The 22606-nt window shown below is 60.5% G+C and carries 21 protein-coding genes; 17 read left to right on the top strand and 4 right to left on the bottom strand.

Annotation, left to right across the window (positions count from 1 at the left end; all coding sequences use genetic code 11):
- Positions 1 to 2: 2 nt before the first annotated feature.
- The 12 genes from murC (at position 3) to nrdR (ending at position 13621) form a co-directional block, all read left to right on the top strand.
- Complete coding sequence (murC, locus tag ACLQ8T_RS10565) at positions 3 to 1400, top strand: UDP-N-acetylmuramate--L-alanine ligase (RefSeq protein WP_413454614.1); 1398 nt, start codon at positions 3 to 5, stop codon at positions 1398 to 1400.
- A gap of 62 nt (positions 1401 to 1462) precedes the next feature.
- Positions 1463 to 2197, top strand: coding sequence for a cell division protein FtsQ/DivIB (locus ACLQ8T_RS10560; RefSeq protein ID WP_128470043.1), 735 nt, complete (start codon positions 1463 to 1465; stop codon positions 2195 to 2197).
- A gap of 219 nt (positions 2198 to 2416) precedes the next feature.
- Positions 2417 to 3616, top strand: a complete 1200-nt coding sequence (gene ftsZ, locus ACLQ8T_RS10555; RefSeq protein WP_204722453.1) for a cell division protein FtsZ — start codon at positions 2417 to 2419, stop codon at positions 3614 to 3616.
- 20 nt (positions 3617 to 3636) lie between these two features.
- Positions 3637 to 4359: a laccase domain-containing protein gene (locus ACLQ8T_RS10550; RefSeq protein ID WP_204722452.1), complete on the top strand. Its 723-nt coding sequence runs from the start codon at positions 3637 to 3639 to the stop codon at positions 4357 to 4359.
- A 126-nt stretch (positions 4360 to 4485) separates the two neighbouring features.
- Positions 4486 to 5037 (top strand): cell division protein SepF, encoded by a 552-nt coding sequence (locus tag ACLQ8T_RS10545; protein WP_038990516.1) that lies wholly within the window; start codon positions 4486 to 4488, stop codon positions 5035 to 5037.
- Between the two features lie 23 nt (positions 5038 to 5060).
- A complete protein-coding gene (locus ACLQ8T_RS10540; RefSeq protein ID WP_073706020.1) occupies positions 5061 to 5357 on the top strand; it encodes a YggT family protein in 297 nt (98 codons plus the stop codon).
- Between the two features lie 230 nt (positions 5358 to 5587).
- Complete coding sequence (locus ACLQ8T_RS10535; RefSeq protein WP_204722451.1) at positions 5588 to 6328, top strand: DivIVA domain-containing protein; 741 nt, start codon at positions 5588 to 5590, stop codon at positions 6326 to 6328.
- A gap of 97 nt (positions 6329 to 6425) precedes the next feature.
- A complete protein-coding gene (gene lspA, locus ACLQ8T_RS10530) occupies positions 6426 to 7007 on the top strand; it encodes a signal peptidase II (protein WP_413454613.1) in 582 nt (193 codons plus the stop codon).
- The gene (locus ACLQ8T_RS10525; protein WP_204722449.1) at positions 7004 to 7948 is read left to right on the top strand and encodes an RluA family pseudouridine synthase; all 945 of its coding nucleotides are present in this window, start codon (positions 7004 to 7006) and stop codon (positions 7946 to 7948) included. Before lspA ends, ACLQ8T_RS10525 begins: the two co-directional genes overlap by 4 nt.
- A 160-nt stretch (positions 7949 to 8108) precedes the next feature.
- On the top strand, positions 8109 to 11618 hold the full coding sequence (dnaE, locus tag ACLQ8T_RS10520) for a DNA polymerase III subunit alpha (protein WP_239543779.1): 3510 nt from the start codon (positions 8109 to 8111) through the stop codon (positions 11616 to 11618).
- Between the two features lie 78 nt (positions 11619 to 11696).
- A complete protein-coding gene (gene hisD, locus ACLQ8T_RS10515) occupies positions 11697 to 13049 on the top strand; it encodes a histidinol dehydrogenase (RefSeq protein WP_413454612.1) in 1353 nt (450 codons plus the stop codon).
- A gap of 83 nt (positions 13050 to 13132) precedes the next feature.
- Positions 13133 to 13621, top strand: coding sequence for a transcriptional regulator NrdR (nrdR, locus tag ACLQ8T_RS10510; protein WP_073706024.1), 489 nt, complete (start codon positions 13133 to 13135; stop codon positions 13619 to 13621).
- 84 nt (positions 13622 to 13705) lie between these two features.
- Here the strand turns inward: nrdR and map are convergent, their stop codons facing one another.
- Positions 13706 to 14581 (bottom strand): type I methionyl aminopeptidase, encoded by an 876-nt coding sequence (gene map, locus ACLQ8T_RS10505; RefSeq protein ID WP_413454611.1) that lies wholly within the window; start codon positions 14579 to 14581, stop codon positions 13706 to 13708.
- Positions 14582 to 14714: 133 nt separating this feature from the next.
- Here map and ACLQ8T_RS10500 point away from each other — a divergent pair, with 133 nt between their 5' ends.
- Positions 14715 to 14909 (top strand): SPOR domain-containing protein, encoded by a 195-nt coding sequence (locus ACLQ8T_RS10500; RefSeq protein WP_204722445.1) that lies wholly within the window; start codon positions 14715 to 14717, stop codon positions 14907 to 14909.
- A gap of 105 nt (positions 14910 to 15014) precedes the next feature.
- On the opposite strand, the gene panB is transcribed toward ACLQ8T_RS10500, so the two are convergent.
- Positions 15015 to 15851 (bottom strand): 3-methyl-2-oxobutanoate hydroxymethyltransferase, encoded by an 837-nt coding sequence (panB, locus tag ACLQ8T_RS10495; protein ID WP_204722444.1) that lies wholly within the window; start codon positions 15849 to 15851, stop codon positions 15015 to 15017.
- A 136-nt stretch (positions 15852 to 15987) separates the two neighbouring features.
- Between panB and glnA the strand changes: the two genes are divergently transcribed.
- The 4 genes from glnA (at position 15988) to ACLQ8T_RS10475 (ending at position 21528) form a co-directional block, all read left to right on the top strand.
- Entirely contained in the window at positions 15988 to 17328 is a 1341-nt protein-coding gene (gene glnA / locus ACLQ8T_RS10490; RefSeq protein WP_204722443.1) for a type I glutamate--ammonia ligase, read from the top strand.
- Between the two features lie 52 nt (positions 17329 to 17380).
- Positions 17381 to 20407, top strand: a complete 3027-nt coding sequence (locus tag ACLQ8T_RS10485; protein ID WP_204722442.1) for a bifunctional [glutamine synthetase] adenylyltransferase/[glutamine synthetase]-adenylyl-L-tyrosine phosphorylase — start codon at positions 17381 to 17383, stop codon at positions 20405 to 20407.
- A 5-nt stretch (positions 20408 to 20412) separates the two neighbouring features.
- On the top strand, positions 20413 to 20898 hold the full coding sequence (locus tag ACLQ8T_RS10480) for a DUF1990 family protein (RefSeq protein ID WP_413454610.1): 486 nt from the start codon (positions 20413 to 20415) through the stop codon (positions 20896 to 20898).
- Between the two features lie 162 nt (positions 20899 to 21060).
- Complete coding sequence (locus ACLQ8T_RS10475; RefSeq protein ID WP_204722440.1) at positions 21061 to 21528, top strand: nucleoside deaminase; 468 nt, start codon at positions 21061 to 21063, stop codon at positions 21526 to 21528.
- 11 nt (positions 21529 to 21539) lie between these two features.
- On the opposite strand, the gene ACLQ8T_RS10470 is transcribed toward ACLQ8T_RS10475, so the two are convergent.
- Together ACLQ8T_RS10470 and ACLQ8T_RS10465 are read right to left on the bottom strand one after the other, a co-directional pair.
- The gene (locus ACLQ8T_RS10470) at positions 21540 to 21905 is read right to left on the bottom strand and encodes a hypothetical protein (protein ID WP_204722439.1); all 366 of its coding nucleotides are present in this window, start codon (positions 21903 to 21905) and stop codon (positions 21540 to 21542) included.
- Positions 21906 to 22278: 373 nt separating this feature from the next.
- Positions 22279 to 22602, bottom strand: a complete 324-nt coding sequence (locus tag ACLQ8T_RS10465) for a hypothetical protein (protein WP_413454609.1) — start codon at positions 22600 to 22602, stop codon at positions 22279 to 22281.
- Positions 22603 to 22606 lie beyond the last annotated feature (4 nt).

Genomic DNA, 22606 nt, shown 5'->3' with positions numbered 1-22606 from the left:
CCATGGCACTGCGAGCCGACGAACTGAACGCCGATCTGGGCAAGGTGCACCTGATGGGTGTAGGCGGGGTTGGCGTATCAGCGGTTGCACGGCTGATGCTCGACTACGGACTGACCGTCTCCGGAACCGACGCCAAGGACCTGCCGGTGCTCGACGGGCTGCGCGAGCGCGGAGCACGCATCCACGTAGGCTACGATGCCGCGAACCTGGGCGACGCTGACACCGTGGTGATTTCCTCGATCATCAAGGTAGGCAATCCGGAATACGATGAAGCCGTGCGTCGCGGACTGCGCATCCTGCACCGCTCCGAAGGCCTGGAAGAAACCATGCGCGGCCACGAGAAGATCGTGGCCATCGCCGGCACCCACGGCAAGACCACCACCACGTCGCTGACCGCGCACATGCTCAAGACCATCGGCGCACGTCCAAGCTTCGCGGTCGGCGCGAACATTCCAAGCCTGGGCACCAACGCCGAACTCGGTGCCGGATCCTACTTCGTGGCCGAAGCCGACGAATCCGACGCCTCCTTCCTCAACTACCGGCCGGAAGTCATCATCGTGACCAACGTCGAGGCCGATCACCTGGACCACTACGGCACCGCTGAGGCGGTGCACCAGGCCTTTGCCGACTTCGCCCGGCTGCTGCCATCCGACGGACTGCTGATCTGCTGCGCCGATGACGAAGGAGCCAATGCCCTGGCGCACAAGATGCGTACGGACCGCCCGGATATCCGGGTCCAGACCTATGGGTTCAGCGACCATGCCGACCGCAGGCTGTCCGGCGCCCGCGCCACCGAGGATGGCCGGTTCACCGCGACCATCGAATGGGGCAGCGGACAGAGCCGGATCATGGATCTGGCAGTGCCCGGCCAGCACAATCTGCTCAACGCCGCCGCCGCGCTGTCGGTCGGCATCGATGCAGGCGTGGATGTCGACGACGCGCTACAGGCGCTCTCCAGCTTTTCCGGTGCAGCCCGGCGATTCGAATTCAAGGGCGAGGCTGCTGGTGTCCGGGTCTACGACGACTATGCGCACCACCCAACCGAAGTGCAGGCTGCTTTGACCGCAGGCCGCACCGTGGCAGGCAACGGCCGGCTGCACGTGGTCTTCCAGCCGCACCTGTTCAGCCGCACCCAGGAGTTCTACCGCCAATTTGCGCAGGCCCTGTCCTTGGCCGATTCGGTAGCGGTGCTGGATATCTATCCGGCACGTGAAGAGCCGATCGAAGGCGTGACCAGCGAATTGATTGCCTCGCGCATCGAAGTCCCGTCGCAGGTTCTGGCTCCGGCAGCCGCGGTAGCGCATGCGGTCGAGCAGGCCGAGCCGGGCGATGTCATCATGACCATTGGCGCTGGAGACGTTACCGCACTCGGTCCAGACATCGTGAAGTCCCTGAGCTGACAACTTCCGTCCAGAGTCCCGGGCCGCAGCGATCGGCCCCAATCCGTCTACCAAGGTGATCCATGGGTGAAGCAGCAAAAGTCGTAGAACTTCCGGAGAACCCGGAGAAGAAGCGGCGCAAGATCCTGATTATTGTCGCGGCGTGCATTGTCGTGCTCAGCCTCGCTGCCGTTCTGATCTTGAGCTTCTCGCCGGTGATCGCTGCCAAGAAGATTGAGGTCACCGGCACCAAACTGGTGGATTCCAAGAAGTTGGGGGAGTCCTTGGAACCGCTGAAGGGCACCCCGCTGCCGCGGATCTCCGAAGCAAAGGTCCAAGAGCTCATCGGAGACCAGCCCGCCATCGACGAGATCGTGGTCAAGGCGCAGATGCCCAATACCCTGGTGGTGGAGGTGATCGAAGCCGTGCCGGTGGCGATCTTGCTGGAGGGCAAGAAGGAATACCTGGTTTCCGAGACAGGCAAGAAGCTTCGCACCGTCGGCAAGAAGGACAAGGACAAGCTTCCCAAGATTAAGGCCAGTGACGTCACTGCCGATGCTGAGCAGTTCAAGCTGCTGACCGGTATCTTGAGCACGATTGACAAGAAAGTGCTCGAGGAAGTTTCAACCGCATCGCTGTCCAAGGCCGGCTTTGCCGAGTTGGCATTGCCGAAGAACCGCACGTTGATTTGGGGAGACGCGAAGAAGGCGGCCCTGAAAAATGAAGTTGCACTGATTTTCTTGAAAGAGCTCGAGAAAAAGCATGCGGCCAAGACGACAATCGACGTCACCAATCCGGAAAATCCCGTGGTGTATTAAGTCGCGGCGCTCTGGGCGCGGGAAGACCAATAAGCCAAGAAATTCTGGAAAGATAGTCTTGAATAAGCGACACGCCTAGGCGGTCGTTGCAGAAAGACCAGTCGACTCATAGCGTTTCTAATAACGACAGCTTGACAGATTATTAACCTTAAGGCTAAAGGTTAAGGTTTTTGGCTGGAGTCGTGAAATATGTAGCACATCTAACAAGGGAAGCGGGACGTGGCAGCTCCACAGAATTACCTCGCGGTCATTAAAGTCGTCGGAATCGGCGGTGGCGGTGTAAACGCAGTCAATCGAATGATCGAAGTCGGTCTCAAGGGCGTAGAATTCATCGCCATTAACACCGATGCCCAGGCTCTGCTTATGAGTGATGCCGACGTCAAACTGGACGTAGGACGCGAACTGACTCGTGGCCTGGGCGCTGGCGCCAACCCGGATGTGGGACGCCAGGCAGCGGAAGATCACGTAGAAGAAATCGAAGATGTCCTGCGCGGCGCCGACATGGTCTTCGTGACCGCAGGCGAAGGCGGCGGTACCGGTACCGGTGGTGCGCCTGTCGTGGCACGCATCGCCCGCTCGCTCGGCGCGCTGACCATCGGTGTTGTCACCCGTCCATTCACCTTCGAAGGTCGTCGTCGTGCGAACTCCGCCGAGTCGGGCATCGAAGCCCTGCGCGACGAAGTCGATACCCTCATTGTCATCCCCAACGATCGACTGCTCTCCATTTCGGACCGCAACGTATCGGTGCTGGACGCATTCCGCCAGGCAGACCAGGTTCTGCTCTCGGGTGTTCAGGGCATCACCGACTTGATCACCACCTCGGGTCTGATCAACCTCGACTTCGCCGACGTGAAGTCCGTCATGCAGGGCGCAGGCTCGGCATTGATGGGCATCGGTTCGGCGCGGGGCGAAGACCGCGCAGTGAAGGCGGCGGAATTGGCTATCGCTTCGCCATTGCTCGAAGCTTCCATCGATGGCGCCCATGGCGTCCTGCTCTCCATCCAGGGCGGCTCGGATCTCGGCCTGTTCGAAATCAACGAAGCTGCACGTCTGGTGCAGGAAGTCGCGCACCCGGAAGCCAACATCATCTTCGGCGCCGTCATCGACGACGCCCTGGGCGATGAAGCACGCGTCACCGTGATTGCTGCCGGCTTCGACGAGCCAGATGTCACCAGCAAGCCAATGGCCCCGGCCGCAGCAAAGCCAGCTGTGTCCTCGCGCCCAGCCGAACAGGTGCCAGCAAGCATTCCTGAAACCCCGGCACCGGCTCCAACCGAAGCTGCGAAGCCAGCCCTGGCTGCCCAGGAGAAGCCAGCTGCCACAGAGCAGTCCAGCTCCTTCCAGGACCTTCCAGATGTTGTCGACTCGGACCTGAACGGCTCGAACGACGACCTGGATGTCCCGGACTTCCTGAAGTAAAAACAGCAAGAAGCTGAGCAGTGCTACATTTCGCGTCGAACCTCGATCCGAGCATCCAACTGGCATTCACTTCGCAGGCCGAGGGCAACCTCGCCCTGCATGTGAACGATGATCCCCGCCTCGTGGCGGAGAACCGGGCCAGGCTGGAAGACTTGATCGGGGTTCGACGCTTCTCGCTGAACTTCATGAACCAGGTGCACTCCGCCGATGTGCATGAATTGCAGCCGGTGCAACGCACGTCCTGGCTGGAACCAGCAGCGCCAACTTGCGACGGCTTGCTGGACGCCACGGGTGCCCAACCCCTGGCGGTAATGGTGGCCGATTGCCTTCCGGTTCTGTTCGTTGGCCGGAACTCGCAAAGCGGGCAGACCCTGAACGCGGCGACCCACGCCGGGCGGCGCGGTCTGCTCGACGGGATTCTGGCCAATACCGTCCAGTCTTTGAGGGCTCATGGTGCCGATGTGATGGAAGCTGTGATTGGCCCATCGATCTGCGGGCGATGCTATGAAGTTCCCGAAGATATGGCCCAGGAATCCGAGCAGTTGCGACCCGGGATTCGCACCGCGACGCGCTGGGGAACTCCGGGACTGGATCTTCCGGCATCAGCCGAAGATGAGCTGCGCGGACTCGGAGTCGACGTCCGGCAATCCGGGGTCTGCACTTTGGAAGACGAGAACTACTATTCCTACCGACGCTTACGCAGTTCCGGACGCCTTGCCGGCCTCATCTGGACCGCTGCGTAGGCGTGCGCGACACACCGCCAATAATTGAACGAATGAACGATGCAAGCATTATTTTGTGCGGTAGCGTCGAAGTTAGCGGAAGCATGCAATGGGGTTGCATGCATGGGATAAACGAGGAGAAACATCGTGGCTGACGGACTGCGTAAGGCAATGGTCTATCTCGGCTTGGCGGATGCCGTCGAGCAGGACGAGACCCAGACACAAAACGCTGAGCCCAAAACCCAAGTTCGGGTGGTTGAGGACACTGCTCCGAAGCGACCTGCCGAAGCCCCACGCCCACAGCCTGCCGCGAGGCCGGCTGCACCGCAAACTCAAGCTAGAGAACCAGAGACGGAATACCGTGCTCCGGTCACACCTATTAAGCGTGCCCCTTCAGTACGGGATGAGGATTCCGAATTGCGTCAGATTACTACCGTCCACCCTCGTTCTTACAATGATGCCAAGATCATCGGTGAGAACTTCCGTGACGGCATCCCGGTGATTATGAATGTCACCGATATGGGTGAAACCGATGCCAAGCGCCTCGTCGACTTCTCGGCGGGTCTTGTTTTCGCCCTGCATGGCTCCATCGAGCGAGTTACGAACAAAGTCTTCCTGCTTTCGCCGGCAACCGTTGAAGTTCTCGGTGAAGATCGCAAGCAGTCCGAAGCGCAAGCAACCTTCTTTAACCAGAGCTAAGACACCAGGAGCAAACGCACAAAATGGTGTTCGGGATCATCTATCTCGCGTTAGCCATCCTCCAGATTCTGCTTTTGATGAGAATTGTGTTGGATGTAACGGAAAGCTTTGCTCGCCATTGGCGACCCAAAGGCATCGCATTGATTGTCGCTAGTGCAATCGTGTCGATTACCGATCCTCCGCTGCGTTGGTTGCGCCGGAAGATCAAACCCCTGGATCTAGGCGGAATCCGCCTTGACCTGTCGTTTCTTGTGTTGTTTATCGTCGTAATCATTCTTAAAGCGGTGGTAGGCAACCTTGGGCTCAGTACAGGGATCTGATTAGGTCATTTCCGTGCTTCACGGGGATTGTCCTGAACAGTCAAAAGCTGTAGATTCAGAGAATAAGAGACTCGCGCGAAAGCTCGATTTCGTAATAATTGTCCAAATCGTTATATCCTTTAGGAAATGGTGCTCCGACTTCACCGGTCGCGACACTGACAAAAACGGTAAGTGTTTCGCAAGGCAAGACAATGGTCGTGCGGAAATGATCCCAGTATTGAGGTGACCCAATGGCTCTGACGCCAGAAGACGTAGTCAATAAGCGGTTTCAGCCGACCAAGTTCCGTGAAGGCTACGACCAAGACGAGGTAGATGACTTCCTCGACGAAATCGTTGTGGAACTGCGTCGTCTAACCGGTGAGAACGAGGCTCTGCGCAGCCGCCTTGCCGAACTCGGCGAGGATGCGGGTTCAGTATCGAAGGAACAGGCTGTTCCGGCGCCGGTATCGGCTGCTCCAGCTACTCCTGCTGCAAAGCCAGCTGAAGAGAAGAAGGCAGAAGCCAAGCCTGCAGAGCCAGCAAAGGCAGAAACCCCGGCTGCCAAGCCAGGCGAGGAAAAGAAGGCCGAAGCCAAGCCAGCTGCCGCAGAGAAGGCACCTGCAGCTCCGGCAGCAGCAGCGGCACCAGCTGCAGCTCCGCACACCGAATCCGCAGAATCTGCCGCCAACGTGCTGTCCATGGCTCAGCGCCTGCACGACGAATACGTCGCTGCCGGTGTCGAGCAGCGCGACAAGATCATCTCCGAAGCGAAGACCGAAGCCAACGCCTTGGTCACCACCGCTGAAGAGAAGAGCCGCAAGACCCTCTCGGCACTTGAGCAGCAGAAGTCGGTACTGGAGCGCAAGCTCGAGCAGCTGCGCGGCTTCGAACGCGACTACCGTGCTCGCCTGAAGACCTACATCGAAGGACAGCTGCGCGACCTTGAGTCCCAGGGTTCGATCGATGCTGGCGCAGAAGGCAAGACCAACTAGTCGCTGACAGTTCATGGCTTGAACCAGCTATCAAGTAAGATCAACGGTGGTGTACGGATTTACTCCGGTCACCACCGTTGACGTTTAAGAGGAAATCATGGGTACCACTGTGGACGCAGTTCAATCCGGGAGCACGGACGCTAAGGCCAGGAAATACGTAGGCCTTGGCCTTGTGCTCGCTGTGATCGCACTGGTTTTGGACCAATCGGTCAAAATTATCGTTGAGCAGAACATGCGGCTTGGCCAGTCGATCGAAGTGATTCCCGGGTTCTTCAACATCCACTACATCCTGAACCCCGGTGCCGCGTTCTCAATTGGCGAAGACTTCACGATCGTCTTTGCGATCCTGCAATCCGCTGCGGCGATCTATGTCATCTACCTGCTCTTCCGAAAGGTGCTCGCCAGAAGCTGGGCCATCGCTCTGGGCTGCCTGCTCGGTGGCGTGCTGGGCAATGTCGTGGACCGGCTCTTCCGTGAACCTGGTTTCGGTTTCGGGCACGTGGTGGACATGCTGTCCGTCAACCACTTCGCTATCTTCAACGTCGCCGACTCGTTCATTGTCTGCTCCATGATCGCCGTGGCGTACATGCTCATCCGCGGCCGCAACCTGGATGGCAGCATTGGCGATCCTCCCAAGAAGGACCAGTCGGATAAGGGCGAAGCAGAACCAAACGCATGATCTCCAAGGAAACCGCCATTCACGAACTGCTTGTCGACCCAGCCGATGCCGGCACGCGCCTCGATGCCTATATCTCCCGATCCCTGCAGATCCCGCGAACCCTGTCCGCTAGCCTCTGCAAGGACTCGCAGATCCAGGTCAACGGGCGGACCATTAGCAAATCCTTGAAAATCAAGGCGGGCGACCGGCTGGTTGTCACCATCCCGCCGCAAGCAGACCCATTAGAAATTAAGGTTGAGAAAGTGGAAGAGCTGAAGATTGTCGCGGACGACGATGACTACGTGGTCATCGACAAGCCCGTGGGCGTCGCAGCCCATCCATCCCCAGGCTGGGTCGGCCCGACAGTCGTCGGCGCACTCATAGCCGAGGGGTACAACATCACCACTTCCGGTGCAGCCGAACGCCAAGGCATCGTGCACCGCCTGGACGTGGGCACCAGCGGCCTGATGGTGGTGGCGAAGACCGAACGCGCCTATACCGAATTGAAGCGCGCCTTCAAGGAACGCACCCCGAAGAAGATCTACCACGCGGTAGTGCAGGGCTTGCCCGACCCGATGGAGGGCACCATCGACGCGCCGATCGGACGCCATCCGGGCCACGACTGGAAGTTCGCCGTCCTGGAAGGCGGACGCGACTCGGTCACCCACTACAAGGTCATCGAAGCCTTCGGCCGGGCCTCGCTGGTCGAGGTGCATCTGGAAACCGGACGAACTCACCAGATCCGTGTCCACTTCTCGGCCTTCGGCCATCCCTGCGCCGGAGACCAGACCTACGGTGCGGATCCCAAGCTGGGGGCCGCCCTGGGCCTGACCCGCCAGTGGCTCCATGCCATGCGGCTGGGCTTTTCCCATCCGGTGACCGGCCAGTGGATGGAATATGAAAGCGAATATCCTGCGGATCTGGCAGGGGCCGTAGAGCTGCTGCGCGACGGCGGATACTAACTTCAAAGGTGCTGCTGGCCACTGGCCAGCAGCACCTTGTGTCGCGATAGCCACAGCACCGCGCCGAGGTGAGCCCAAGGCCAGGATTGATCGCTAGACTGGTTGGGTGAGTGCTACACGTGACGGTTTTGTCCATCTTCATACCCACACCGAATATTCCATGCTGGATGGTGCGGCGCGGCTTGGCGAACTCTTCGCTGAAGCCAACCGGCAGGGCATGGAAGCCATGGCGATTACCGACCATGGCTATCTGTTCGGTGCCTTCGACTTCTGGCGCCAGGCCACCGGCGCCGGCGTCAAGCCGATCATCGGTGTCGAAGCCTATGTCACCCCCGGCACCGCACGCGATGACAAGACCCGCGTGAAATGGCGCACCGACGAATCCCAAAAGGGTGATGACGTCTCCGGTGGCGGCCTCTACAACCACATGACCTTGCTCTCGTACAACAACAAGGGCATGGACAACCTCTTCAAGGGTTCTTCCCGCGCCTCGCTGGACTCCGTGTTCGGCAAATACCCCCGTTGGGACCGCGAACTGCTCAACGACCACCACGAAGGCATCATCGCCACCACCGGCTGCCCTTCGGGTGAAGTGCAGACCAAGCTCCGCCTAGGCCAGTACGACGCTGCCAAGGCCGCCGCGGCAGAACTGCAGGATCTGTTCGGCAAGGAAAACTACTACTGCGAGATCATGGACCACGGTCTGGAGATCGAACGCCGCATCACCAAGGACTTGCTGCGCCTGGCCAAGGAACTGGACATTCCCCTGGTGGCCACCAACGACTTGCACTACACCCATGAATCCGATGCCAAGGCCCACGAAGCGCTGCTGGCCATCAACTCCGGCTCCACGCTCGACGAGCCCACCTACGACCAGGGCGGCAGCCGCTTCGCCTTCTCCGGCACCGGCTACTACCTGAAGTCGGCGCGCGAGATGCGCGAGCTGTTCAAGGAATTGCCGCAAGCCTGCGACAACACCTTGGAGATCGCCGATCGCGTCGAGGTCTCCTTCGACACCAACGCCAACTACATGCCGAAGTTCCCCTGCCCGCCGGGGGAGGACGAGACCAGCTGGCTGATCAAGGAAGTCGACAAGGGACTGCACTACCGCTACCCGAACGGCATCCCGGAAGAGTCGCGCAAGCAGGCGGACTACGAGCTGGACGTCATCATCAAGATGGGCTTCCCCGGATACTTCCTGGTGGTGGCCGACTTCATCAACTGGTCCAAGGACCACGGCATCCGCGTAGGCCCGGGACGCGGTTCCGGTGCAGGCTCCATGGTCGCCTACGCCATGCGCATCACCGACCTCGACCCGCTGAGGCACGGCCTGATCTTCGAGCGCTTCCTTAACCCGGAGCGTGTTTCCATGCCCGACTTCGACGTCGACTTCGATGATCGCCGCCGTTCCGAGGTCATCAAGTATGTGACCGAAAAGTACGGCGATGAGCGCGTATCGATGATCGTGACCTACGGCTCGATCAAGACCAAGCAGGCGCTGAAGGACTCCTCGCGCGTGCTCGGCTACCCGTTCAGCATGGGCGAATCCCTGACCAAGGCGCTGCCGCCGGCGGTGATGGCCAAGGACATCCCGCTCAACGACATCGACAATCCGGAATCCAAGCGCTACTCCGAAGCCGGCGATTTCCGCAACCTGGTGGCAAATGACCCGGAAGCGGCACGCGTCTTCGAGACCGCCAAGGGACTGGAAGGGCTGAAGCGCCAGTGGGGCGTGCACGCCGCCGGCGTGATCATGAGCTCGGACCCGATCATCAACGTCATCCCGATCATGCGCCGTATCCAGGATGGCCAGGTCATCACCCAGTTCGACTACCCGACCTGCGAAGGTCTGGGGCTGATCAAGATGGACTTCCTGGGGTTGCGCAACCTCACCATCATTTCCGATGCGCTGGAGAACATCGAGTACAACACCGGCAAGAAAATCGATCTCGAAACCCTGACCATCGAGGACCCCGAGGCCTACAAGCTGCTGGCCCGTGGAGATACCCTGGGCGTGTTCCAGCTCGATGGCGGCCCGATGCGTTCGCTGCTGAAGATGATGCGGCCGGATAACTTCGAGGACATTTCCGCAGTGATCGCGCTGTACCGCCCGGGCCCCATGGGCGCCAACTCGCACACCAACTATGCGCTGCGTAAGACCGGGTTGCAGGAAGTCACCCCAATCCACCCGGAGCTCGCCGAGCCGCTGGAAGAAATCCTCGGTGGCACCTACGGCCTGATCGTGTACCAGGAGCAGGTTATGGCTATTGCGCAGAAGCTGGCCGGCTACTCGCTGGGCCAGGCAGACATCCTGCGCCGCGCCATGGGCAAGAAGAAGAAAGCCGAGCTGGATAAGCAGTTCGCCGGCTTCAAGCAGGGCATGAACGACAACGGCTACTCCGATCAGGCCGTGCAGACCCTGTGGGACATCCTGCTGCCCTTCTCCGATTACGCGTTCAACAAAGCCCACTCGGCGGCCTACGGCGTCGTCTCCTACTGGACCGCCTACCTCAAGGCGCACTACCCTGCCGAATACATGGCCGCGCTGCTGACCTCGGTGGGCGATGACAAGGACAAGCTGGCGCTGTACCTGAACGAGTGCCGCCACATCGGCATCACCGTGCTGCCGCCGGATGTCAACGAATCGGCATTGAACTTCACCCCGGTGGGCAAGGACATCCGCTTCGGCATGGGCGCGATCCGCAACGTCGGCACCAACGCGGTAGCTGGCATGGTCGAAGCCCGCACGGAGAAGGGCCACTACAGCGACTTCAACGATTTCCTGGGCAAGGTCCCTGCCGTGGTCTGCAACAAACGGACCATTGAATCGCTGATCAAGGCCGGCGCCTTCGACTCCATGAAGCATCCGCGCCGGGCACTGGTGGCCATCCACGAAGAAGCCGTGGATTCGGTGATCCAGGTCAAGCGCAACGAGGCCGCCAACCAGTTTGACCTGTTCAGTGCCCTGGGTGCCGAGGAATCCTCCGAGTCGATGCATGTGGCGATCCCCGACATTCCTGACTGGGACAAGAAGGAAAAGCTGGCCTACGAGCGCGACATGCTCGGCCTGTACGTCTCCGACCACCCGCTGCAGGGCCTGGGCTCCGCACTGGAGCAGTACGCAGATATGCCGGTTACGCACGTGCTCTCGGACGACGGCCCGCAGGACGGCCACATCATTTCGATCGCCGGCATGATTTCCGGCCTGCAGCGCCGCATCGCCAAAAAGAGCGGCAACCCCTATGCCCGCTGCGAGATCGAGGACCTCTCCGGCTCGATGGAAGTCATGTTCTTCGGCCAGGCCTACCAGCCGATCGCCGAGGTCCTGGCCGATGACCTGATCGTGGTGGTCAAGGGACGCGTGCAGCGCCGCGATGACGGCTCGATCACCCTGAACGCCCAGGAAATGATGATCCCGGAAATTTCTGAGGATGCCAACGGGGGACCGGTAGTCATCGGCATCCCGACCCACAAGGCCACCGAAACCCTGGTGCAGAAGCTCGGCGATGTGCTGCGCACGCACAGCGGCAACACCGAGGTGCGGGTCAAGCTCACCGGTAGCCGCGGCACCTCGCTGATGCGCCTGGGCATGAACTTCCGGGTCAACCCGAACCCCGCGCTGTTCGGCGATTTGAAGGTCCTGCTCGGCCCGCACTGCCTGGACGTGTAGGAACCCCAATGGCCGACCCGATGACCGGGGAAGGTAACTAATAAAACCTTCCCCGGCCATCAGCGTTAAACTAGGAAGGTGAGCACTATTCCAGAAATTGAATTCTCGGCACTCGCCACCCTCGATTGGCGCAACGAATCCCTGAGCTACGCGCAGCTGAAGGCCAAGCTGCCCCGCCCGGCGGTGAACTCCCAGACCGCTGCCGACGCAGTGCAGCAGATCATCGACGATGTGCGCGCCCATGGCATGGAGACGCTCAAGGACCTGTCCAAGCGCTTTGACCATGTCGAGCTGGAACACACTCGCGTGCCGCAGCACGAACTGGACCGTGCCCTGGAAGAACTGGACGCGAAGGTCCGCCTGGCATTGGAAGAATCCATTGACCGCGCCCGCGTCTTCGCCAAGGCCCAGCACCCAGACGACGCCGAAGTCCGCTACGCCAACGGTGCAACCGTCACCCAGCGGTGGGTCCCGGTGCGCCGCGTCGGCTTGTACGTCCCAGGCGGCCTGGCGGTCTATCCTTCCTCGGTCATCATGAATGCAGTGCCTGCCCAGGCTGCCGGGGTCAGCTCGCTGGCCCTGGCCAGCCCGCCGCAGAAGGAATTTGGCGGCCTGCCGCACCCAACCATCCTGGCTGCGGCCAAGCTGCTGGGCATCGATGAGGTGCACGCCATGGGCGGCGCCCAGGCTGTTGCAGCGTTCGCCTACGGGGTGGAGGTGCCTAACGACGAACGCGGAGGCATCGAACCGGTGGACGTGATCTCCGGCCCGGGCAACGTGTTCGTGGCCACCGCCAAGCGCCTGGTGAAGGGCGTGGTGGGAATCGATGCTGAAGCAGGTCCCACGGAAATTGCCATCCTTGCCGATCAGGGAGCCGACCCGGGCTTTGTCGCCGCAGACATGATCTCGCAGGCAGAACACGATGCCAACGCTGCGGCCGTGCTGATAACCGATTCGCTAGACCTGGCGGCGGGCGTGCGCAAGGAACTTGAAAAGCAGGTAGCCGCCACGAAGCACATGGCCCGCGTGACCGAAGCGCTGTCGGGTGCCCAGTCTGCCATCATCCTGGTCAAGGACCTGGACCAGGGCATCGCGGTGTGCAATGCGTACGCTGCCGAGCACCTGGAAATCATGGTGGCCGACGCGGAAGCCACCGCCGCCCGCATCACCGCGGCCGGTGCCGTTTTCGTCGGCGCCTACGCTCCGGTGTCCTTGGGCGACTACTGCGCAGGTTCCAATCACGTGCTGCCAACCAGCGGCACGGCGCTGCACGCCTCGGGCCTGAATGTGAACACTTTCCTGAAGGCCATCCAGGTAATCAACTACGACAAGGCGGCACTGGGCGAAGTGGCCGCTCACGTGATAAATCTTGCCAATGCCGAGGACCTGCCGGCCCATGGCGACGCGGTCGCGGTGCGAAACGCGCAATAGACGCTAAACTGATAGGTGACATGAGTTGATTCTTGCTGCCGCAGGTGCGCGAGAATACTTGTTGGGCTACAGATGGAGGTGCCGTGAACTGCCCGTATTGCCGTAATGCCGATTCCCGAGTGGTCGATAGTCGAGTGGCCGACGACGGCGTCTCAATCCGTCGCCGCCGCCAATGCACTGCCTGCTCGCGCCGTTTCACCACTACCGAAACTGCGAGCCTGAACGTGCTTAAGCAGTCCGGTGCCGTAGAACCGTTCTCACGTAACAAGGTCATCAATGGCGTCCGCAAGGCCTGCCAGGGCCGTCCGGTCACCGATCACGACCTTGCAATCCTGGCCCAGGAAGTCGAAGAGGCGGTCCGGACCTCCGGTGCCGCCGAAATTCCGGCGCACCAGGTGGGCCTGGCAATTCTGGAGCCGCTATCGCGCCTTGACGAGGTCGCCTACCTGCGCTTTGCCAGTGTCTATCATAACTTCCAGTCGCTGACTGATTTCGAGACGGCCATTGCACGCTTGCGCGACCGCCGGGGCAAGGTTCCGCAGGGAACCCAGCGTCCGCTTTCGGCCGACTAGCCGCCTTCGTACAAAGCAAAACGCCAGTGCCCATAGCCTTTCAAGGCTGGGGACACTGGCGTTTGCGCTAGGCTGGGCAGTCGCTTATGGCAGCGTGAGGATTTCGGCGCCGTCTTCGGTGACGAGCAGGGTGTGCTCGAACTGCGCGGTGCGCTTCTTGTCCTTGGTTGTCACGGTCCAATCGTCCTCCCACATATCCCATTCGATGGTGCCCAAGGTGAGCATCGGTTCGATGGTGAAGACCATGCCCGGTTCAATCAGGGTGTTGTAGGCGGGGGCCGCATCATAGTGCGGAATGATCAATCCGGAGTGGAAGGCTTCGCCCACTCCGTGGCCGGTGAAGTCCCGGACCACGCCGTAGCCGAACCGCTTGGCGTAGGTTTCAATGCTTCGGCCAATGACGTTGATCTCGCGTCCCGGCATCACGGCTTTGATGGCGCGCTTCAGCGAATTCTCGGTGCGCTCAACCAGCAGGCGCGATTCTTCGTCCACGTCACCGACCAGGAAGGTGGCGTTGTTGTCTCCGTGAACGCCGCCAATATAAGCGGTGATATCGATATTGATGATGTCTCCATCTTGCAGCACGGTCGTGTCCGGGATGCCATGGCAGATGACTTCGTTCAATGACGAGCACAGTGACTTGGGGAATCCGCGGTAGCCCAAGGTTGACGGGTACGCGTTGTGATCCATGAGGAATTCATGGCCCAGGCGATCCAGCTGATCCGTGGCTATCCCTGGCTGGCAGGCCTTGCCCACTTCCTGCAGCGCCTGGGCGGCAATCTTGGAAGCTATCCGGATGCGCTCGATGACTTCTGGGCTTTTGATTTCCGGGGCCGTGTTGGCGGCAGGTTCCTTCTTGCCAACGTATTCGGGACGTTCGATGTGTTTCGGTACCGGAAGTTCCGGGGATACCGTGCCGGCGGTGAGATTTCCAAGTGGTGCAGTTGAAGCAATAGCCATGCTTTTATTCTAGCTACAGGCGTCTTCGGCTTCGCCAAGAGATAGCCGAAAGAACTGGTGGTGTTGCACCTATTTTCCACCGGTTGGGATACCGTGGAAGCAATAGCAGGTTTCGAGATTAGAGGAGTTTTCCATGAGCTCAGTTGGCACCCCGGGCGAAGGCCAGTACTGGTACAACGTCTCAACCAAGACCGTGGAGAAGGGCCCGCAGTCTGATTGGTCGCAATTGCTCGGGCCATATGACACGGTTGCTGAAGCCGAAGCCGCGATGGCGAAGGTCCAGGCCCGCAATGAAGCCTGGGACGAGGCGGAGGAAGAGGACCAGTAGCCGCTGAAGGCACCGGTCCCCGCGGTGCTGTGAATGGCAGAATGGTGCGCTTCCGGGTTGGGCAACCAGGAAGCGCACCATTGTGCTAAGCGGTGTGAGCCAGTCTCATTCCTTGAATTCGTACTCTGCCGACGGGAAAGCACCGGCAACTACGTCCTGGTGGTATTCGCGCACCGCGGTGCCGATAACCTCACGCAGATCTGCGTACTTCTTGACGAAGCGTGGGGTGCGCCCCCCGCCAAGGCCAAGCATGTCCTGCCAGACCAGGACCTGTCCGGTGGTGGAGTTGCCGGCGCCGATGCCAATGGTCGGGACCTTCAACGCGGCATCGATTTCGGCGGCGACCGGGCTTGGCACCATTTCCATCAGGATGCAGAAAGCGCCGGCATCTTGCAATGCCACAGCGTCGTGCTTCATCTGCGCGACGGCGTCGCCGCGGCCCTGCACGCGGTACCCGCCCAAAGCATGCTCGGACTGCGGGGTGAACCCGATGTGCCCGATGACGGGTACACCGGCAAGGACCATGGCGCGAACGTGCTCGGCGTATTGCGCGGTGCCTTCCATCTTGACCGCGTGGGCATGGCCTTCCTTCATCAGGCGCACCGCGGTGGCCACGGCCTGTGCCGGAGACTGCTCGTAGCTGCCAAACGGCAGGTCGGCGACGACCAACGCGCGCTTGGTGCCATTGGCTACAGCTTTGGTGAAGACGATCATTTCGTCGAGGCTGATCGGCAGCGTGGACTCGTAGCCGAGCACGGTATTGGCGGCTGAGTCGCCAACCAGCAGGATCTCGATCCCCGCCGAATCGAAAATTTCGGCCATCATGACGTCATAAGCAGTTAACATCGCGAATTTTTCGCCATTGTCCTTGGCCTTCTGCAAATGATGAAGTCGGACACGGGACGGGGCTTTTTCAGGATCCCCTAGGTATGGTTGTGGCATGAAACGACTTTATCGCACTTGGACAGGGCGATGCAGATCGTTGGGACCGTCCTGACCCGATATAGTGTTGCCACAGGTCAATTTTCTTGCCGGTTGTAATCAGCGCCGGATATCAGAATCCCGAAGGTGGTGGAAAATGGATCGTCAGCAGGAATTCGTACTGCGCACCATTGAAGAACGCGACGTTCGATTTGTGCGAATGTGGTTTACCGACGTGGTTGGTTCACTCAAGTCCGTGGCTCTGGCTCCTGCTGAAGTTGAAGATGCTTTCGAAGAAGGTCTGGGCTTTGACGGTTCCTCCATTGACGGACTGTCCCGGATCTCGGAATCTGACATGCTGCTTCAGCCCGATCCTGCCACCTTCCAGATTCTTCCTTGGCGTGGCGAGGTTGAACCGACCTCCCGCATGTTCTGCGACATCCTGACTCCGGAAGGCCAGCCTTCCAACGCCGATCCGCGCCAGGTGCTCAAGCGCCAGCTGGCCGAAGCCTCGAACATGGGCTTCACTTGCTACACCCATCCGGAGATCGAATTCTATTTGCTGCAGAACGATCAGCTGGATGCCAATGGCCGTCCGCAGCCGATCGACAACGGCGGCTACTTCGACCATGTACCAGATGGCGTGGGACAGGACTTCCGCCGCGCGTCGGTGACCACGCTGGAAGCCCTGGGCATTTCGGTGGAGTTCTCCCACCATGAAACCGGCCCGGGCCAGAACGAAATCGATTTGCGCTACGCCGATGCGCTGCAGACCGCCGACAACATCATGACCTTCCGTACCGTCATCAAGGAAATGGCGATGCAGAAGGGAATCCACGCGACCTTCATGCCCAAGCCCTTTGCCGACCATCCGGGCAGCGGCATGCACACCCACTTTTCATTGTTCGAAGGCGATGCGAACGCATTCTTCGAAGCAGGCCGCGAATACCAGCTCTCCGACGTGGCGCGCTCGTTCATCGCAGGCATTCTGCACCACGCGCCGGAAATGACCGCCATCACCAACCAGTACGTGAACTCGTACAAGCGCTTGTGGGGCGGGGGAGAAGCGCCAAGCCACCGTTCGTGGGGACACAACAACCGTTCGGCACTGGTCCGCGTGCCGCTCTACAAGCCGGGCAAAGGGCAGTCGGCCCGCGTTGAATACCGCGGGATCGACTCGGCAGCGAACCCGTACCTCGCCTATGCAGTCCTGCTCGGCGCCGGCCTGAAGGGCATCCGCGAAGGCTACGAGCTGGAAGAGCCGACCGAGGACGATGTCTGGAGCCTGTCCACGGCGGAACGCCGTGCTTCGGGCCACGTTCCGCTGCCCGGCAGCCTGCACGACGCATTGCGCGCTATGGAAGAGTCGGAACTCATGGCCGAGGTCCTCGGCGAACAGGTATTCAACTCGTTCCTGTCGAACAAGCGCACCGAATGGGAAGAGTACCGCCAAGTCATCACCCCATACGAACTGAACAAGTATTTGGGAATCCTCTAGAGACTTCGCCGCGTGAAGCTGCGTGGCGAAATGCGGGAGAACACGAGAAACCATGCCGGAAGTACCCTCGCGAGCATTGATCAACGCTGGCTTCAGCGACGTCGAACGGGCCAAGAATTTCCTTCAATCCAAGGAATTATCCAAGATTGATCCCGATCTGATCGTGAGCAAGATGGCGCACGCGCCAGATCCGGATCAGGCGCTGCTGCTGGCGCTGAGGTTGGTTGACCGGCATCCGGAAGCCATCGACATCTTCATGGAGCCGGCCAGCTGCCAAGGGCTGGTAAGGCTCCTGGGCAGCTCGTCGGCGCTGGGCGAGTTCCTCATACGCTGTCCCGAGGCCTTGGATATCGTCCGCCAAGCTCCTCCAGGCGAATTCGCGTCCGTTCCCTCGGAACAACTGGTTGAGGACTTGCTGGCTTCCATTGAGGCCAACGAATCCGAGGGCGGGCACTGGGTTTCGTCCTATACCGGTGCTGAAGCACGCCAGCGTTTGCGCACCGCCTACCGAAAGGCCTTGCTATCGCTGGCACACCGGGACTTGGGATCCACCCAGCCGCAACGCATCCTGCCCAAGGTTGCCGCCGAACTGGCCGACATGGCTGGAGCCGCGCTCGAAGGAGCCCTGGCCATTGCCCGGGCCGAAGCCGCCGAACAATATGATGCGGACGACGTCGACCGGGTGAAGATCACCATCATCGGCATGGGCAAATGCGGTGCACGTGAACTGAACTACATCTCTGACGTGGACGTCATCTATGTCCATGATTCAGCACTGGGTATGGACGACGATCTCGCCGCCGCGATCGCCACGGTCATCTGCGGCAACACGGCGCGTGCCCTGATGGTGCCAGGACCGGAGCCGATGCTGTGGGAAGTGGACGCGAATCTCCGCCCCGAGGGCAAGGACGGGGCGTTGACCCGTACGCTATCTTCCCATGAAGCGTACTACCGGCGTTGGGCCCACTCGTGGGAATTCCAAGCCTTGCTCAAGGCCCGCGCCATAGCCGGAGACAAGGAACTGGGACGCTCCTATGAGCGCATGGTCTCGCCCATGGTGTGGTCCAGTTCTGAACGCGAGGGTTTTGTCGAATCGGTCCAAGCGATGCGCCGCCGCGTCAGCGACAACATCGACAAGCAAGACGTCGCGTGGCAGATCAAGCTCGGCCCCGGCGGGCTGCGCGACGTCGAATTCACCGTCCAGCTGCTCCAGCTTGTCCATGGACGTGTGGAACCTGCCATTCAGGTGGCAACAACCACCCTGGCCATCCAGGCCATGAGCGACACCGGCTACATTGGCCGTGACGACGCCACGAATTTCGATGACTCCTATCGTTTCCTGCGTTTGCTGGAGCACCGAATCCAGCTCAGCCAATTACGCCGAACCCATTTGATGCCACGGGCCGAAAATGCCCAGCGCGTACTGGCGCGATCAATTCGCGGTGCCGGAGACCTGCAGCCGAGCAGCCCGGAGAAGCTGATGCGCCGATGGAATGAAACCAAGCGCATGGTGCGTTCGCTGCACGAGCGTATTTTCTACCGGCCGCTGCTGGTGAGCAGTTCCAACCTCTCGGCCGATGATGTCAGGCTCACCGCAGAATCCGCGCAGGCCAGACTTCGCGCCCTGGGTTATCTTGACCCCAAGGCAGCGATGCGGCATATCGAAGCCTTGACCGGCGGGGTCTCGCGCAGCGCCTCCCTGCAGCGGCAATTGCTCCCGGTGCTCTTGGACTGGTTTGCCCGCGGGGTGGACCCGGACGCAGGTTTGCTGGGCTTCCGCAGGCTCAGCGAGGCGCTGGGGAAGTCCCATTGGTTCCTCGGCATGCTGCGCGATACGAATGCCGCCGCCGAGCGATTGAGCCATCTGCTGTCGAACACGCGCTTCCTGACTGATCTGCTGGCCAATGAGCCTGCCGCAGCCGCCTGGCTGGGCTCTGACGCCTCTTTAGCGCCGCAGACCTTCGAGAACCTGCTGCAGCAGAACACTTCCATTATCCATCGCACGAAACAGCCCGAGGCGGCCATCCGGATGATCCGCATGGTGCGCCGCCGCGAGTTCTTGCGTGTTGCGCTGGCCGACGGCGCGGGCCTGCTAACTGTTGATGAAGTCGGCAATGCCCTGTCGAACATTGACGCCGCCATGGTGGACGGGGTGCTGAAGGTCCTTTTGGCTGACGACCAGGCCAAGCACGGGGAGCATGCGGTAATTGCGGTCATTGCCATGGGCCGCCAAGGCGGTCGGGAAATCGGGTACGGCTCCGATGCGGACGTTCTGTTTGTCCAGCGTCCGGTCCCCGGCACCAAAGATCAAGCCGCCCAGGAACAAGCGCTTCGGGTGGTCACCGACCTGGTGTCGTGGACTTCGAAGCCTTTGAAGCCGGCGATTCCAGCGGAAGTGAAATTGAAGGTTGACTCGGATCTTCGTCCCGAGGGCCGCCAAGGCATGCTGGTCCGGTCGATTGACGCCTACGCCAGCTACTACCAGCGTTGGGTGGAAATCTGGGAGCAGCAGGCATTGCAACGTGCCCGCCCGTTTGCCGGAGACGACCAGTTGGCCGCAGACTTCATGGAACTGATCAAGCCGGTGCGCTATGGCAAGGGGCTCGAAGACACGGAGATTCGTGAAATCCGCAAGATCAAGGCCCGCGTCGAGTCTGAACGGCTCCCGCGCGGTGCCGACCCGAACCGCCACCTGAAGCTGGGACGCGGCTCGCTGTCGGATATCGAATGGCTGGTGCAGTTCTACCAGCTGCAATACGCGTGGAAACACGAGTCCTTGCGCACCACATCCACGCTCAAGGCGTTGGAAGAATTGGCCAAACTGGAGCTCATCTCCGAGCAAGACAGCGAGCTGCTGGCGACTGCCTGGCGGCTGGCTACCCGGATCCGCAGCGCCGAGATCATCACCTCCGGACGTTCCAGCGATGTGCTGCCCAGCTCGGCGCGCGATATGGAAGCCGTGGCTCGCTGGTGCGGCTATGAGCCGAACACCGGCATGGAACTGGAAGAAGACTACCTGCGCGCCACCAGGCACTCGCGAGCCCTGTTCGAGCAGCTGTTCTACGGCTTCGAAGACTAACCCGGATGTCCCTGACACGGATCAACGAGAAGCTGTGGAACCCCGAGCCCGGGCGTTACCGGGTGTGGCAACGCCAAGCCTATCTGGGCTCGGGCGAAGCATTCTGGGGGCAGTCCGCGGTCGCGCTGCGGCACTGGGAGGTGAAGACCCGCGGCGGATTTCGCATCAGCCCGCAGGACAAAGTCCGCAGGGGAGCCCAGCCGCAGATCATCGTCCCGGTGGGGCCAGTGTCCATCCACGAGCCCGTTGAGGTTGTGGAAGTCCTTGAACGCAGCGATGTTGTGGGATTCGCCTATCGAGCGTTGCCCGGGCACCCGGTCTCCGGGGAGGAAGCGTTCATCCTGCGTCGGCTGGGGGCATCAGTGTTTTTGGAAATCCGTTCGCTCACGGCCGCATCGGATCGCCGGGCCTGGCGTTCGGTCTTCTGGCTGCTGCTGGGCGCGCAGAAGCTTACTCGATGGCGCTACCTACGGGCGCTACGCCAACGATAACTCTGGACATCGCCGCGCGCAGGGTGCGGTCGCCACAGCATCAATTTTCCGACGTCCTCGCACCGGTGTCTGATAAGGGGATATGCTAGGCACTCAGATCCAGATTTCAGTTCGGCGTTTGCGCAGTGCCTGATGGCGCCGATGGTGCGAGGGGAGCAAGCCATGGATCCACAGCTAATGCAGGCAGCGGTCGAACAGTCGTTGCTGGCGTTGGGCAGCAACGACAGCGGCCCATTCGGGGCCGTAGTGGTACTGGACGGCAAGGTCATTGCCGCCGGCTACAACACCGTGGTGCATGATTCCGATCCGACAGCCCACGCGGAAGTCAATGTGATCCGCAAAGCCGGGCAGGAGCTCGGGACTTTCGATTTGTCCCAGTGCGAGCTGTACACCAGTTGCGAGCCGTGCCCGATGTGCCTCGGCGCCATCTACTGGGCGCGATTCAAGCACGTCTACTATGCCAACGACCGGCAGGACGCGGCAAGCATCGGTTTCGACGACAACTTCATTTACACCGAGCTGGAACTGCCCATGAGCCAACGCCGCATCCCATTCACCAAGGTCGACATGCCTTCAGCCCTTGCCGCTTTCGAGGCGTGGACCGCCAAGGGCGACAAGCAGGAATACTAGCCGCCGCCGTATCAGCGCTGGACTGGTGCCAGCCGATGCTCCACATCAGGCCACGGGACATGGATGCGTTCGGCAGGCTGCAATGCCTTAGCCCGCAACGCATCGGCCAGCACAATGCCGTGGGGCGAGACCTCCACGATGGACAGCAATTCAGTAGCGTCGCAGGATCCGGCATCCAGCACCCAGGAATTCATCAACTCGCTGATGCCGCGCTCGACGAGCAGCTGTTCGCCGTCAAGGTAGTCGCAATCATCGGCTACGGCATGGCCCAAGACATTGCGCGGGGTCACCCGCTGGTAGTCGGGATCCGCTGGGTCGAGATAACCGACGGTTTCACCGTCTTCGCGCTGCACGCTGACCCAAGTTGTAATCTTCATGACGCCAGCCTACCCCGAGACGAAACAACGCCGGGTCCCGCCAACAGGCGGGACCCGGCATTGAGCCGTTACCGTACGAGACGGTGATTAGCAGCCATAGTAGAGCTCGTTCTATAACACCATGTATGGCCGTTGTTGAATGGTGCTGAATCCCGCTTGTTTCCGGGGTTTTCATGGTTGGTAGATACTGACCAAAAACGGGGGTAAACGAACTTTCTGCGGACTGTCTGCGGACTGAGCCGGGAACGCCGGGGGGATATTTTCAGCAATGCCAGAGGGACTGAGTACAGCAACTAACCAACCCCATGCCCCCTATCCGTTAAACAAGAAAAGCGGCGACACACGAAAACTGTGTGCCGCCGCAATTCATTATTTAGTTATGGGATGTGCTACTACCTGGCTCTTGCTCGCCACTCGTGCCCACCCTTATATTGCTATACTCCACTACGCTTATACCTGTAGCTTCTTGGAGTCCGGCAACCCGAGATTCGAGAGTTCCCACGGCTTCTTCCAGCGCGATGATTTGAGCCCTCTGATACCTGATCATCTCAGTTAGCAACGTGTGCAGGTATTCTTGCTGGTCCGGTTCACCATCAGCCTCGGCCATAGCTTCGTTGAGCGTGATCTGATTCAAAGAAATTTTGTCATTCAGATCCTGAACAACCGGCAACTCGCGACCAAATTCGTCTGTAATCATGCCC

Source organism: Glutamicibacter sp. FR1 (assembly GCF_047300825.1).
Lineage (GTDB): Bacteria > Actinomycetota > Actinomycetes > Actinomycetales > Micrococcaceae > Glutamicibacter > Glutamicibacter nicotianae.
Note: the sequence above shows the minus strand (reverse complement) of the source record. Positions and strands in the feature narration are given on the sequence as shown.